Below are 12,951 nucleotides of genomic sequence, written 5' to 3' on the forward strand. Positions count from 1 at the left end.
CCGCAGGCGGTCTGCTCCAGCAGCGCGGCATCCCTCTGCTCCTGGGTCGTGTCCCGCCAGATCCAGCCGGGCACCTTCAGCGCTTGGCAACGGCATTTGTGGGCTCCGCCCGTGGCGAAGACCGCCTCGACGTCCTCTGTCGATGCTTGATTGGCCGGGAGCCACATGAAGTCGGGCATGCAGCCATCATGCTCTTCGCTGGGCATGCCATCGTCGAAGACCGCGGTCCACCACCGGCACGCGAACGAACGGGCGGAGGGGTTGGGAGAGACGGTCGTCGTACCAGCAGGTCCACGCCTTCACTATCTGCGGCAGAAGAGGACGTTGGCGTTACTGTCGGCGTAGCGGGCCGTCCGCCGGTTACGTCGCGACGAAGATCTTGCCGATGTCGGGCTCATATCCGAAGTCGACGTTCTAGGTTGTTAATCAAGCGCGCCGGTGGCAGTGGGTTTCGAGCAATGCCCGCAGCGGCGCGGGATCGCCCGTAACCAGCCCGCTCTTGGGCAGCACGAGTACCGCCGCACCAAGCCGCTCAGACGCGCGCAGAACGAACGACCGGTCCGTCTCGACATACCGCAGGTATTGAGACCACGCGGCTGCTTCGCTCCGGCTTGCGCTGGTGAGACGTAACCCCGTGTCATCCACAGTGGCCCGGATGGGCTCGGACAGCCAGGGATTCCCGCGCATGAGCAGGCGTACCTGCCAGCGATACATCCAGCGGGCGGCGACGAGGAGCGGGAACAGCAGCACGCCGAGCCCGATGGCGACGAGCGCCACCGTGGCGAGGACTACGACGTCACCCGCCGACATGGCCCCGGAGCCGTCAGAAAAGAGGAGCCCGAGGAGAATCCCGACGAGCGCGGCGACGATCAGTAGCGGGACCAGCCAGGGACGCCGGACGCGGCGCCGGTGGGCGACGAAGCCGTCGAGCCAGTCGTCCTCGGTGAGGGTGTAGCTGAGTTCGACCGGGCCGACGGTGATCTGCTCAGATGACATGAGAGGGCAGTGTATTCCCGGCGTCCCGTCCGTCTGGTGGGTGGGCAAGTGGCATCTCAAACGGCGGCTGCCGTACTGGGCTCGATCTTCGACATGACCAACGACGTTTCAGCACCACGGCCCGTCCCGGCGGTGCGACCTAATGGCCACCTGGCCCGAAGGTGACGGCTGCGATGTTGGGGGCGGAGCACAGGACCGAAGGTGTTCAACGCGCTCTTCTCGGCTACTTGTTTCATTGACGGTACGGCTGGGTTCTGACGAGTCTTGGTCGAGGTGCCCTGGGGTGTCGCTCTCATTTCGGCTGCCCATCGATGGGTGTGGCTCTCACATGGCCTGCGCGTCCCGGGTGCTGCAACGAGCGGGAGAGGCTCAAGAAGGGATTGCTCTGCTCGAAGTAGCGGTGCCCTCCGGCTCGACACCACAGGGTTGAGTCCGAGGAGGCGACGTGATGAGTCGGGAACCCCAGCGGGTCGTGATCGGCATGGACCCGCACAAGCGGTCGGTCACGATCGAGGTGATGACCGGTGAAGAGGATGTGGTCGGCGGTGGCCGCTTCGCCACCGACACGGCTGGCTATCGGGCCATGCTCGATCACGCACGCGGGTGGCCCGACCGGACCTGGGCGATCGAGGGCTGCAACGGCATCGGTGGCCACGTCGCCCACCGCCTGATCGCCGACGGCGAGCGCGTCGTCGACGTCCCACCGAAGCTGTCGGCCCGCGCACGGGTGTTCGCCACCGGTCAGGGCCGCAAGACCGACGCCACCGACGCGCACTCGGTCGCACTGGTGGGCACACGGATGACCGGCCTGCACCCGGTGGTCGCCGACGAGCAACTCGCGGTCCTGCGCCTGTTGGTGGACCGGCGTCGCGCACTCGGCGAGGAACACACCCGCAAGGTCTCCCAGCTGCACGCGTTGCTACTGGAACTGATCCCTGGCGGGGCGAAGGTGTTCCTGTCCGCGGCGCAGGCCCGCCGGCTCCTCGCGTCGGTGCGCCCGCGCGACCTTGCCGGCAGAACCCGCAAGCGCGTCGCCACCGAACTGGTCGTCGACCTCGAGCGGATCTATGCCCGCAGCAAGGCCGCGGACAAGGAACTCACCGAGCTGGTCAAAGCCACCGGCACCGGGCTGCTCGACCTGCGCGGCATCGGTCCGTCTGGAGCTGCCCGGCTGCTGGTCGAGATCGGTGACATCACCCGCTTCCCCGACCGCGGCCACTTCGCCTCCTGGACCGGCACCGCACCCATCGACGCCTCCTCCGGCGACCACGTCCGCCACCGACTCTCCCGAGGAGGCAACCGCCAAATCAACCGGGTCCTGCACATCATGGCCATCGTCCAGCTCCGCAACCCCACCACCCAAGGACGTGCCTACTACGACCGCAAGAAGACAACCGGCAAGACCTCTATGGAAGCCATGCGCTGCCTCAAACGACGACTCTCCGACCTGGTCTACAAGACCATGCTCAACGACCTAGTCGCACACAAGACGGGCCCGGGAGGACAACCGGGCAACGACTCTGTCTCCAGCGCGACCGGCTCACAGCCCAGCACCGGCTCTTCGGACAAGTCACTTCCCGGACCCGCCACCACGAAGCCTAGACCCGCGCTACCGACCGCGTCTTGACACAGAAGGGAGCCATGTTAGTTCGCGCTGCCAGCGGCAGATCCGGGCGTATGCAGTGGGCGGGTGCCGATCGACGCCTGTCGCTGGGGTTTCACCCGCACTGCCAGGTGAACAGAGCGTCTTGTGGCTGTTGGGCGTTCTGGACGAGGTAGTACAGCTGACCCACATCGCCCCACATCATGTCGGCGTCGTCATCCGAGGCCACCTGCAGCAGCAGCTGCCAGTCGGACGCGGCCGACTGGGCGCTGGGGTCGTTCCAGTCGAACGGTTCGCCGCCGAGCCCGCACCGCAATTGTTCGACTTCCATCTCGACTGGACCTTGCTGGGGGCAGGGATGACCTCCGATCTGGTGGGTGTCGTAACCGCCGCCCGGCAGTTTCCACAGACGTTCGTACAGAGCGCCCACGGATGGCGCCGGAACGCCGGGCCTTGGACCCGTCAGCCCATGCCTGTTCCAGACCGCCTCTGCCATCGGCGTCTCATGCGACGGCCAGGTCACCGTTCGCACCGCCGCGAGAGCGACTACCGGAAACGGGGCAAGACCGGGTGGCACCGGAGTCGCGGTGTCGGTGATGTTGGCTCGGGTGCTCAGTTCCGGGTGGAGATGAAGCACCCGAAACCCGGGATGGCTCGCGGGGTCCCAGGATCCGACCGTGCTCTCGCCGTCGTCGTACCTGTCATCGAAGTAGAAGAAGGCCAACCGGCCGTCGGTTGGCAGCCCCAGCTCGGGCAGCATCGCCGCGACCGGTGCGCAATCGAAACTCAGCACGTGGCCGAGCGGGCCATGTCCTTCCCACACCGGCCAGGAATTGACAGGCAGCGTGGGCAGTCCGCCAAGCTGCGCCACAGCCAGCTCGTTCTCGCCCGCATGAACCAGCCGAAGGGCCGGGCGCAGCATGGCAAGGAAATCCTCCGCGGCACCGGCCGGCAAGTGTTCTCGCGCGAGCGCGGTCACGATGCTGAGGCGCTCGTCGAACTCGTCGCGCGTTCGGATCGGCGCCACGACCTCTGACTCATGTCTTTCTGCGATGTACTCCTCGACCTGTCCGCCCGGATCGGCACGAAGGGTCACGGTCGACGTCACGCCGTGGACGTCCCGCAACGTCAACGTCGCGTGCAACGAGCCATTCGCACTCAGGCGAATGCCGTCCGCGCCGCCACCCACGGCTCGCGTCGACCCGCTCGCAAGCGGCAACTGCTTCAGCGCCTCCTCGCTGTGGCGTGTGAGCCGCCCGCTCACCTCCTGCTCCACCGCCGCACGCCGCGCCATCAGCTCGTCGTACCTGTCGGCCGGACTATTCGGGTCCACACGGTTCACCATGACCGCAACCTAACCTCCTCGGCGAATGCGCACACATCGGCAGATCTGTCGGGGCAGGGCGCTACCGTCCCGGGGGTGCCGCATTACCCGCCTCCGGCTCGACCGCTCGGCCCAGACGCTGAGGGCCAATGGGTCCGTCGTTGGACATCACCGGAGTGGACGCAGACCGCAGATGCTTGGGTTGGTCGTCGCCTCGCCGAGCGGGGTCGCCGGATCAGTGGTGAGCCGGTGACCTATCGGGCCCGGTTCTGGTCCGTGGTGCGCTGCTATCCGTCCGTCGAGGGACTGGTGTGGTTCAAGGAGAACAATCCTGGCCATCGATTCGAGGCCGGTCTGGTCGCCGCGTTGGCCCGGCTCGCGCCAGAGGATGCGATCGTGCCGATCGCAGTCGATCGTGAACGCAGTTGGCTGCTCACCGATGATCAGGGAACGACGCTCACGCATCCCGACGTCCGTCATCAGCCGACGCGCCGAATCGTCGTCCGCGCGCTCGCCCGCCTTCAGTGCGCCCTCCTCGGCCGTCTCAACGTGGCCGAGCACGCCGGGATCATCGAGCTTGCACCGAGCGCGGCCGGTGATCGAGTGCGCGCCGTGGCCGAGGAGTGGGCGTCACTGCAGCCTGGTCATCCGCTGCGGCCCGAGCCAGACATGCTGAAACGAGCTGAGGTCGCCGCTGAGGTATTGGATCGACGTACCGCGTCCCTCAGCGACATCGTTCCGCTCGACCTGGAGCTCAACGATGTGTACCCCGCGAACATCTTTGCCGACCGCTCGACCGGCGCACTCAGGCCACGGTTCTTCGACTTCGGTAATGCGATCTGGGGCCATCCGTTCGTCTCGCTGCACGGTTTCCTCGACTCCGTGGAGGAATGGACCGGTGCGCCCTTGTCTCACGCAGACCGCGACGAGCTGCTCGACGTCTACGTGACGGTTTGGCGTGATCACCTCGACGCCGACCCACGGTTGCTGCGTGACGACCTCGCCGCCACCGAGGCGCTGGTCGGTGTGCACCGGCTCGTGTCGTGGTTACGTCTGGTTCCGTACGCCGATCCGATCGAGATCCGAACCCGGGCGGAGATCCCACGGCAGTATCTGGCCAGCGTCGCCGAGTTGGCCAGTTCGGCCTAGTTGGCTCGTCGGGGGAGAATCACCGTGTGAAGAAGCCAGAGGCCGAACCGGTGGTCGCGCGCAACCGCAAGGCTGCCCACGAGTACCAGCTGGGCGAGTCCTGGGAGGCGGGGATTGTGCTGCAGGGCCCGGAGGTGAAGGCGCTTCGAGCCGGGCGGGCGTCCCTGGTCGGTGGCTTCGCCCAGGTCGAGGACCGGGAGATCTGGTTGCATGGTGTGCACATCCCGCAGTACTCGCAGGCCCGCTGGTTCAACGGCGGCTCTCGTCGCAAGCGGAAGCTGCTGCTGCATCGCGCCCAGATCGACAAGATCGAGCGCAAGGTCAACGAGAGCGGTCTGACGATCGTCCCGGTGACCCTCTACTTCAAGGACGGTCGGGCGAAGGTGGAGATCGCCCTTGCCCGCGGCAAGAAGACGTGGGACAAGCGGCAGGCGCTCGCCGAGCGCGAGGCGAGCCGGGAGGTCGAGCGTGCGGTCAGCCGCCGACTGAAGGGTCGACCGAACTGATCAGCCGCGCGTACGACGACGCCCAGTCAGCTGACGTGACCAGGTGGGCGGCAGCCGCCGTTGGGGTACGACCGGGTCGGGTGCGAGGCGAGGTCAGGTGCCGGCGGTGTCGCTGAGGCGCTGGATCGGGATGGCCTGTCCGCGAAGCGTGGTGGCGAGGGCGATGCCGGCGAAGATGCAGCCTGCGGCTGCGGTGAGGATTAGCGGGGTGTAGCCGAGCGCGGTTGCCAGGGCTGCGGCTGCGAGTGGAGCGGTCGCGGCGGCGATGGTGGTGGGTGTGCCGAGGATGCCGGCGATGGTGGCGTAGCCGTGGTCGCCGTACCGGTCGAGCAGGATCGCGGGCTTGGCGATCGAGGCGACTCCGAAGCCGAGGCCGAAGGCGATCAGGCAGGCTGCGGCGCCGGCCACGCTTCGTCCGGCGGTGGGGAGAAGGCCGAGCGCGATGCCTTGCAGGGTGATGATTGCGGCTGTGATCGCTGTGATCGGGAGCCATCGCCGGAGGATCGTGACGGTGACGCGGCCGGTGACGGACAGCAGTCCGAGGAGGCCGGTCAAGGTCGCGGCGGTGGTGGGTGAGTGGCCGAGGCGGGTCAGGTAGGTGACCAGGTGTACGCCGATGACCGCGAGCGCTGAGCTGTGGAGGACGAAAGCGACTGCGAGCAGCCAGAAGCCGCGGTCGCGCAGTACTCGTCCGGGTGGTTCGCGCTGGTCGTGGTGGATCGGTTCGGGCGGCTGAGTGCGGCGGAGCGCGACGGCGTGCACGGGGACCGTGATCACCGCGATCACGACTCCGAGGATCACCAGGGCATGTCGCCATCCGTAAGCGTGGATGAGTTGGCCGGCGAGCGGGATGAAGATCGAGCTTGCGAACCCTGCGACGAGGGTGATTCCGAGCAGTGCCGACGTACGGCGTTCTGGCGCGGTGACGGCGACGATGACGGCGAACGCCGGTGGGTAGAGAACCATTGCCGACGCGACGCCGATTGCGACGAAGACGCCGTACAGCTCGACGGGGGAATGGACCTGGGACCACGCCAGCACGGCTACCGCAGCGAGGATCGAACCGGTGGTCATCAGTCTGTGCCCACCGCGACGATCCAGTCGGCGACCGATGGGGATGGACAGCAGCGCGCTGACCAACGAGGCGGTGGTGAGTGCTCCGGTGGCTGCGGTGGTGGAGATGTGCAGGTCGGTTCGCATCGGTTCGAGCAGGGCGCTGAAGGCGTAGTACAGCACGCCGTAGCTGACGGTCGTGGTGATTGCCAGCGCAGCGACGACCTCGCGCCGGATGCCTCCGCGGCCGGTCAGCTGTGCACCGGTCGCGGAGGTTGTGGCGGGCATCAGCCGCAGCAGCCGGACTGCTTGGTCGTGGTGTCCTCGATGACGGTCAGCAGGCCGCCGCTGATCCCGGTGGCCAGGCCGCGACCCGCCGGCGCTGAGATCTCTACGGCTTGAGGTGCCGGGCCGCAGCAACCGCCGGCCTCGTCGTCACTGCCGCCGTAGGCCAGGTTGGACGAGCAGACACCGGTCTCGGGCAGGTCCAACTGAACATCGCGTGCGGCCTCCCAGTCCCCGGCAAGTGCCGCGACGACCGAGCGGGCTTGTTCGTAGCCGGTGGCGAGGAGGAACGTCGGTGCCCGGCCGTAGGACTTCGCGCCGACCGCGTAGTACCCGGGTTCGGGATGCGCGAGCTCGTCCACACCGTGGGGCGGGACGGTGCCGCAGGAGTGCTGGTTCGGGTCGATCAGCGGTGCGAGGGCGCGGGTCGATCCCATGATCGGGTCGAGGTCGAGGCGTAGCTCGGAGACGAAGTCGTGGTCGGGCCGGAAGCCGGTCGAGTTCACCACGGTGTCGGCCACGACCCGGCGGTCGCCCGAGGCCAGCTCGACGCGGCCGTTGTCGACGCGGGTGATCGCTTCGACCCGGAACGAGCTGACGAGCTCGACGTGTCCGGACTGAACCAGCTTCTTGAGACGGCTGCCGAGCGCGCCGCGGGCGGGGAGTTCGTCGGCGTCGCCGCCGCCGTAGGTGCGGGCCTGGTCGGTACCGCGTACGACCCAGACGATCTCGGTCCCCGGGACCTGCTCAGCCAGCTCGCCCAGGTCGAGCAGCGTGGTAGCTGCGGAGTGACCGGCGCCGACGACGGCGGTACGGCGTCCTGCGTAGCGGTCACGGTCAGCGCCAAGGACGTCGGGCAAGGCGCGCGCGATGCCGTCCGCTGAGGTGGCTTCACCTTGGGCGGGGATGCCGGAGCCGCCGAGGACGTTCGGCTTGCGCCAGGTGCCGGCGGCGTCGATCACCGCGGAGGCGAGCAGTTCGGTGCCGTCGGCAAGGCGGATCAGGAATGGCGCGGCCTCACGGCCGGCGGTGCGGATGCGGTCGAACCCGACCCGGGTGACGGCGGCAACAGCCGCGTTGTACCGGATGCGGTCGTTGAGCTGTTGCGTCTTGGTCAGCGGTGCGAGGTACGAGTCGATCAGGTCGCCACCGGTGGGGAGCGTGCCCAGGTCCGGCTCGGTCCATCCACTCGCCTCGAGTAGCCGCCGGGCTGCGGAGTCGATGTCGTAGCGCCACGGGCTGAACAGCTTCACGTGCCGCCACTCGTCGATCGCCGCCGCGACACTCGGCCCGGACTCCAGTACGACGAAGTCCAGTCCGCGTTCCGCGAGGTGTGCCGCCGCCGCCAGACCGACCGGACCCGCACCGATGACGACCACCGGCGCCGCTGTCTGCTCGCTCACGATTCCAACTCCCTGTCTAGAAGATCATCGAAACAACCATCAGCTTGCCTCGTGATTAGACAAGAGTCAAGATAGACCCATGTCGAAACAGGAGCTCACGTTGACGCCCGTCGGAACCGGCGGCTGTTGCGCGCCGATCTCCGATGCTGCACTCGATGCGGCCGGGGCTGCCGAGGGGGCGTCGGTGTTCAAGGCGCTCGCCGACCCGATCCGGCTCCGCCTCCTGTCGATGATCACGTCAGCGGGCGATGAGATCTGCGTCTGTGACCTCACGCCGCAGTTCGAGGTGAGCGGCCCGACGATCTCCCACCATCTGAAGGTTCTGCGCGAGGCCGGCCTGGTCGACTGCGAGCGCCGCGGGACCTGGGTCTACTACTGGCCCATGCCTGAACGCCTGGAATGGATCTCGACTCTTCTCGCCGTCCCGGAGCCCCTGCTGCCTCGCTGATCCAACCGGTCTGCCGCTGGCTTGACTGCTCAAATTACCTCAGTGATTATTGAGTCAATGAACACTGAGCAATTGACCCTGGCTGAACGCGCCCGCATCCATGCGGCACTCGGCGACCCGGCGCGGCTCGCGATCGTGGACACGCTGGTCGCTGGTGACGTCGCGCCGGGTGAGCTGGGCGCCGCGCTGGACCTGCCGACGAACCTGGTCGCCCATCATCTGAAGGTGCTGGAGGACGCCGGCCTGGTCGCTCGAACCCGCTCCGAGGGCGACCGTCGACGTACCTATGTGCGACTCCAACCGGACGCGCTGGCCGCGATCGTCACTCCGGCGCTGCTCGCGGCGAAGCGGGTCGTGTTCGTCTGCACCCAGAACTCGGCCCGCTCACAACTCGCCGCGGCGATCTGGTCCCGGCGCAGCCATGTGCCGGCCGTCTCCGCAGGCACCCAACCGGCCGAACGGATCCACCCCCGCGCGCTGAAGGTGGCGCGCCGGCACGGCCTGGATCCCGTTGACTGGCGCACCGCCAACGTGAGCGATGTCGTACGACGCGACGATCTGCTGATCGCGGTCTGCGACAACGCCTACGAGCACCTGCCGACCCAGCAGCGACCCCGGCTCCACTGGTCGATCCCTGACCCGGCGCCGGCCGATACCGACGCGGCCTTCGAAGCCGCCTACACCGAGATCGCCGACCGGATCGAACGGCTGGCTCCCGCACTGTCGCCCGAGGCGACCGACTCCACCCGGAGCACCCCATGACCGAACTCACCTGGCACCGCCACGCCGACCTCTCCGTCGACCAGCACCTCGCCCTGCGCACCGCTGCCGCACGGCTGACCGAAGAGTTCTCCGACATCTACGGCCCGGAGACCATCGAACGGTTCCTGTACTCCAGCTACGACCAGTTCGCCACCGGCAGCACCATCCCGAACTTCCTTCCCCTGCTGGCCGAACGGTTCGCACGGCAACGCCTCACCGCACTCGCTCGGGTCGAAGGCCACCACGACGACGGCAAACCTGTCGTGCTGTTTCTCTGCGTCCACAACGCCGGCCGATCCCAGATCGCGCTCGGCTTCTTCCAGCACCTGGCCGGCGATGCCGCGGTCGCGTGGTCGGGCGGTTCCGAACCCGGCATCGACATCAACCCGGCTGCTGTCGGCGCGATGGCTGAACGTGGCATCGACATCGCAGGCGAGTACCCGAAGCCGTGGACTGACGAGGTGGTCCGCGCTGCCGATGTCGTGGTCACGATGGGCTGCGGCGACGCTTGCCCGATCTTCCCCGGCACCCGCTACGAGAACTGGGAGCTGGACGACCCCGATGGACTCGACGTCGCCGACGTACGCCCGATCCGCGACGAGATCGAACGCCGCGTCCGTGTCCTGCTCGACGAACTCGCCGTTCCGGTGAGCCGCGGATGAGCCACGCACAACCCTTGTGGCGTCGCGCGGTCGCCGAGTCTTTGGGGACCGGTTTGCTCGTCACCGTCGTTGTCGGCTCCGGTATCGCCGCGGCCAACCTGTCACCCAGCGACAACGGCCTACAGCTCCTGGAGAACTCCTTTGCCACCGCGCTCGGGCTAGCGGTCCTGATCCTCATGCTCGGTCCCGTGTCCGGCGCCCACTTCAACCCGGCCGTGTCCGTGATCGACTGGTGGCTCGGCCAGCGCACAGGCAACGGACTGAAGGGCCGCGACCTCGCCGCCTACATCCCCGCCCAGATCGGCGGCGGCATCGCCGGGGCGATTCTCGCCAACCTCATGTACGGCGAAACCGTGGTGTCCTGGTCGACCACGCACCGGTCTGCAGGCCACCTCTACCTGGGCGAGACCGTCGCCACCGCCGGTCTGATCCTGCTGATCTTCGCGCTCGCCTGGTCCGGCCGAGCCCAGCTCGCCCCTCTTGCCGTCGGCGCCTACATCGGGGCGGCGTACTGGTTCACCTCGTCCACCTCGTTCGCCAACCCGGCCGTCACGATCGGGCGGGCGTTCAGCGACACCTTCGCCGGCATCTCGCCCAGCTCGGTGCCCGGCTTCATCTTCTTCCAGGCCGTCGGTGCCATCGTCGGCGCCGCCCTCGTCCTGGTCCTCTACCCCCACGCGGGCCAGGCCGCCGACGACGTCGTCACACCTCAGTCAGACACCACCCACACAGGAGCATCCGCGTGAGCAAGCCCGCTGTTCTCTTCGTCTGCATCCACAATGCCGGCCGCTCACAGATGGCTGCCGGATGGCTGCGCCACCTGGCCGGCGACATCATCGAAGTCCGGTCCGCCGGGTCCGAACCCGCCAACCAGATCAACCCCGTCGCCGTCGAAGCGATGCGCGAGGTCGGCATCGACATCACCGGCGCCGTGCCGCACATACTTGCGACCGAAGACGTCCGGCACAGCGACGTCGTCATCACCATGGGCTGCGGCGACGCCTGCCCCATCTTCCCCGGCAAACGCTACGAGGACTGGGAGCTCACCGACCCCGCCGGCCAACCCATCGAGGTCGTTCGCGAAGTCCGCGACGACATCCGCGGCCGGGTCGAAAAGCTCGTAGCCGAGCTACAGACCGCCTGACAGCCGCGAAACCGACTAGCTGTCCCCTATCGCCCGTTCGTGGACGTACGTGACGGGCTTGCCCAATGCGGCGGCGTACGCGATCTCGCGGCGGGTGGCCTCCCCGATGTAGCCACCGGGGTTCACGATTCGTACCTCATCTGCGAGGTCGATCCTGCGGAGGTGCAGCTCGCCCAGGGCCCGCACGAGCAAAGGGTCCAGCACAGGCGCCTCGGTGGCCTCCGGAGCCAGGACGATCACCAGATCGAGCGTCAATCGCGTGCGCTCGGTCGCGAACTCCCTGCTGAAGCGCAGGGAACCGCACAGACAAACGATCTTCGGGCGAGCAACCGGCACGTTGGACATGGACACCCTTCAAAAGCCAAAGATCCCTCGAGGATTCCATGCTGCCGTTGATGCCCAGCCAGTCGTGTTAGCAGAAGTGTTGGCAAGAACAGCCCCGGACAAAGAGAAACCCCAGGTCACCCACCTCGTGACCTGGGGTTTTGTTGGCGCGCTCGGAGGGATTCGAACCGCAACCTTCTGATCCGTAGGAGCCTGCACATGGCCTTCGGGAGCTTTGTCGAGAGTCGGTGGCGGATACACCAGTTGCCTAGAGATGCCGCTCGTTAGGAACCGTTGGGGTCAGACTGGGGTCACGGCCGAGCGTGTCAGTTGCGCCGCCCGGCGCCCAATTCGCTGTGGTAATCTCAACGTCGCAGGCGCGGGTTCAAACCCGGTCGTAGGGCGCAGCGGCACAGCAGCCGAAAGGGCAAGGCCCACCTACTTCAAGACCGAAGAGGGAGCGCCATGCCCAAGCTCGAAACCTACAAGAAGCAGGCGAAACTGCTCGTTCGCTGGCACCGCGAAGGAAACTTCTCGATTGGCGGTCGCATCCGACAGCTCGCGCGCTATCGCACGTTGTCCGACCGCGAAGCACTCGCGCTGAAGTTTCCCCTCACCGAAGCCCAAGAGATCATCGCTCTCGAAGCGGGCTGCGCCAGCTGGGCCGAACTCAAGGCGAGCACGGAAGCGGCTCCGCCCACCAGTGAGCAGCCGGAGACTCAGGACACGGCAGTCGCGAGCGCCAAGCCGGTGCTGTACGTCGCAGACGTCGATGCCTCGGCCACGTTCTATCGGGACCAGCTCGGCTTCCGGATCGACTTCGTGCACGGCAACCCGCCGTTCTACGGATCGGTGGCGCGCGAGGGCGCGAGCTTGCACCTGAAGCTCGTAGACGAGCCGGTGTTCGCGGCCGGTGCCGCGGAACGAGAAGGGCTCATCATGGCGTTCATCGATACGCCGAACGTACGCGAACTTTACGCGGAATATCGGGCCGCTGACGCCGAGATCGTGCAGAAGCTGACCAAACAAGCGTGGGGCGGCACCGACTTCATCGTGCGTGACCCGGACGGCAACGCGATCGCGTTCGTCGGCTGAGGCCCGACGCGGCCGAGGCATGACCGGTTGCGGTCAACCATGACCTCAAGAACCCAACCGTTCCGGAACTAACGACACGCCTGACAGTTCGACCTCCATGGTTGCCCCGTCCCCCTAATGACTCGATAACAGGTCCCGGGCGGCTGTTGACGTCTTCCCGTCCCTTGGCCGATTTAGGCCTCCTATCAGGCCGACGC

At 67.2% G+C, this 12,951-nt stretch carries 14 protein-coding genes; 9 read left to right on the forward strand and 5 right to left on the reverse strand.

What is annotated here, in order from left to right; all coding sequences use genetic code 11:
- Positions 1-426: 426 nt before the first annotated feature.
- A complete protein-coding gene (locus ACIBG5_RS43350) occupies positions 427-996 on the reverse strand; it encodes a YcxB family protein (protein ID WP_396397946.1) in 570 nt (189 codons plus the stop codon).
- A gap of 448 nt (positions 997-1,444) precedes the next feature.
- Between ACIBG5_RS43350 and ACIBG5_RS43355 the strand changes: the two genes are divergently transcribed.
- Complete coding sequence (locus ACIBG5_RS43355; protein ID WP_396397947.1) at positions 1,445-2,623, forward strand: IS110 family transposase; 1,179 nt, start codon at positions 1,445-1,447, stop codon at positions 2,621-2,623.
- 91 nt (positions 2,624-2,714) lie between these two features.
- Here ACIBG5_RS43355 and ACIBG5_RS43360 read toward each other — a convergent pair whose 3' ends face one another.
- Complete coding sequence (locus tag ACIBG5_RS43360) at positions 2,715-3,944, reverse strand: YwqG family protein (RefSeq protein ID WP_396397948.1); 1,230 nt, start codon at positions 3,942-3,944, stop codon at positions 2,715-2,717.
- A 228-nt stretch (positions 3,945-4,172) separates the two neighbouring features.
- Here ACIBG5_RS43360 and ACIBG5_RS43365 point away from each other — a divergent pair, with 228 nt between their 5' ends.
- Together ACIBG5_RS43365 and smpB are read left to right on the forward strand one after the other, a co-directional pair.
- Positions 4,173-5,072, forward strand: a complete 900-nt coding sequence (locus ACIBG5_RS43365; protein WP_396397949.1) for a hypothetical protein — start codon at positions 4,173-4,175, stop codon at positions 5,070-5,072.
- A gap of 26 nt (positions 5,073-5,098) precedes the next feature.
- The gene (smpB, locus tag ACIBG5_RS43370; protein WP_396397950.1) at positions 5,099-5,578 is read left to right on the forward strand and encodes an SsrA-binding protein SmpB; all 480 of its coding nucleotides are present in this window, start codon (positions 5,099-5,101) and stop codon (positions 5,576-5,578) included.
- A gap of 93 nt (positions 5,579-5,671) precedes the next feature.
- Here smpB and ACIBG5_RS43375 read toward each other — a convergent pair whose 3' ends face one another.
- Positions 5,672-6,919 (reverse strand): MFS transporter, encoded by a 1,248-nt coding sequence (locus ACIBG5_RS43375; protein WP_396397951.1) that lies wholly within the window; start codon positions 6,917-6,919, stop codon positions 5,672-5,674.
- On the reverse strand, positions 6,919-8,319 hold the full coding sequence (locus tag ACIBG5_RS43380; RefSeq protein WP_396397952.1) for an FAD-dependent oxidoreductase: 1,401 nt from the start codon (positions 8,317-8,319) through the stop codon (positions 6,919-6,921). The genes ACIBG5_RS43375 and ACIBG5_RS43380 overlap by 1 nt, the downstream gene beginning before the upstream one ends.
- 79 nt (positions 8,320-8,398) lie before the next feature.
- Between ACIBG5_RS43380 and ACIBG5_RS43385 the strand changes: the two genes are divergently transcribed.
- The 5 genes from ACIBG5_RS43385 to ACIBG5_RS43405 are packed head-to-tail and all read left to right on the forward strand — an operon-like array spanning position 8,399 to position 11,335.
- The gene (locus ACIBG5_RS43385; RefSeq protein WP_396397953.1) at positions 8,399-8,767 is read left to right on the forward strand and encodes an ArsR/SmtB family transcription factor; all 369 of its coding nucleotides are present in this window, start codon (positions 8,399-8,401) and stop codon (positions 8,765-8,767) included.
- Positions 8,768-8,824: 57 nt separating this feature from the next.
- Positions 8,825-9,529 (forward strand): helix-turn-helix domain-containing protein, encoded by a 705-nt coding sequence (locus ACIBG5_RS43390; protein ID WP_396397954.1) that lies wholly within the window; start codon positions 8,825-8,827, stop codon positions 9,527-9,529.
- On the forward strand, positions 9,526-10,191 hold the full coding sequence (locus ACIBG5_RS43395; RefSeq protein ID WP_396397955.1) for an arsenate reductase ArsC: 666 nt from the start codon (positions 9,526-9,528) through the stop codon (positions 10,189-10,191). Before ACIBG5_RS43390 ends, ACIBG5_RS43395 begins: the two co-directional genes overlap by 4 nt.
- A complete protein-coding gene (locus tag ACIBG5_RS43400; protein ID WP_396397956.1) occupies positions 10,188-10,937 on the forward strand; it encodes an MIP/aquaporin family protein in 750 nt (249 codons plus the stop codon). The genes ACIBG5_RS43395 and ACIBG5_RS43400 overlap by 4 nt, the downstream gene beginning before the upstream one ends.
- Positions 10,934-11,335, forward strand: coding sequence for an arsenate reductase ArsC (locus tag ACIBG5_RS43405; protein WP_396397957.1), 402 nt, complete (start codon positions 10,934-10,936; stop codon positions 11,333-11,335). Before ACIBG5_RS43400 ends, ACIBG5_RS43405 begins: the two co-directional genes overlap by 4 nt.
- Positions 11,336-11,350: 15 nt before the next feature.
- Here the strand turns inward: ACIBG5_RS43405 and ACIBG5_RS43410 are convergent, their stop codons facing one another.
- Complete coding sequence (locus ACIBG5_RS43410) at positions 11,351-11,680, reverse strand: hypothetical protein (RefSeq protein WP_396397958.1); 330 nt, start codon at positions 11,678-11,680, stop codon at positions 11,351-11,353.
- 444 nt (positions 11,681-12,124) lie between these two features.
- Here ACIBG5_RS43410 and ACIBG5_RS43415 point away from each other — a divergent pair, with 444 nt between their 5' ends.
- A complete protein-coding gene (locus tag ACIBG5_RS43415) occupies positions 12,125-12,754 on the forward strand; it encodes a VOC family protein (protein WP_396397959.1) in 630 nt (209 codons plus the stop codon).
- Positions 12,755-12,951 lie beyond the last annotated feature (197 nt).

This window comes from Kribbella sp. NPDC050241 (assembly GCF_044459685.1).
Classification (GTDB): domain Bacteria; phylum Actinomycetota; class Actinomycetes; order Propionibacteriales; family Kribbellaceae; genus Kribbella.

Bases quoted from the DNA above. Each gene is read 5' to 3' on its own strand.
- ACIBG5_RS43350 (WP_396397946.1), bottom strand. From the start codon at position 996: ATGTCATCTGAGCAGATCACCGTCGGCCCGGTCGAACTCAGCTACACC.
- ACIBG5_RS43355 (WP_396397947.1), top strand. From the start codon at position 1,445: ATGAGTCGGGAACCCCAGCGGGTCGTGATCGGCATGGACCCGCACAAG.
- ACIBG5_RS43360 (WP_396397948.1), bottom strand. From the start codon at position 3,944: ATGGTGAACCGTGTGGACCCGAATAGTCCGGCCGACAGGTACGACGAG.
- ACIBG5_RS43375 (WP_396397951.1), bottom strand. From the start codon at position 6,919: ATGCCCGCCACAACCTCCGCGACCGGTGCACAGCTGACCGGCCGCGGA.
- ACIBG5_RS43385 (WP_396397953.1), top strand. From the start codon at position 8,399: ATGTCGAAACAGGAGCTCACGTTGACGCCCGTCGGAACCGGCGGCTGT.
- ACIBG5_RS43390 (WP_396397954.1), top strand. From the start codon at position 8,825: ATGAACACTGAGCAATTGACCCTGGCTGAACGCGCCCGCATCCATGCG.
- ACIBG5_RS43395 (WP_396397955.1), top strand. From the start codon at position 9,526: ATGACCGAACTCACCTGGCACCGCCACGCCGACCTCTCCGTCGACCAG.
- ACIBG5_RS43400 (WP_396397956.1), top strand. From the start codon at position 10,188: ATGAGCCACGCACAACCCTTGTGGCGTCGCGCGGTCGCCGAGTCTTTG.
- ACIBG5_RS43410 (WP_396397958.1), bottom strand. From the start codon at position 11,680: ATGTCCAACGTGCCGGTTGCTCGCCCGAAGATCGTTTGTCTGTGCGGT.
- ACIBG5_RS43415 (WP_396397959.1), top strand. From the start codon at position 12,125: ATGCCCAAGCTCGAAACCTACAAGAAGCAGGCGAAACTGCTCGTTCGC.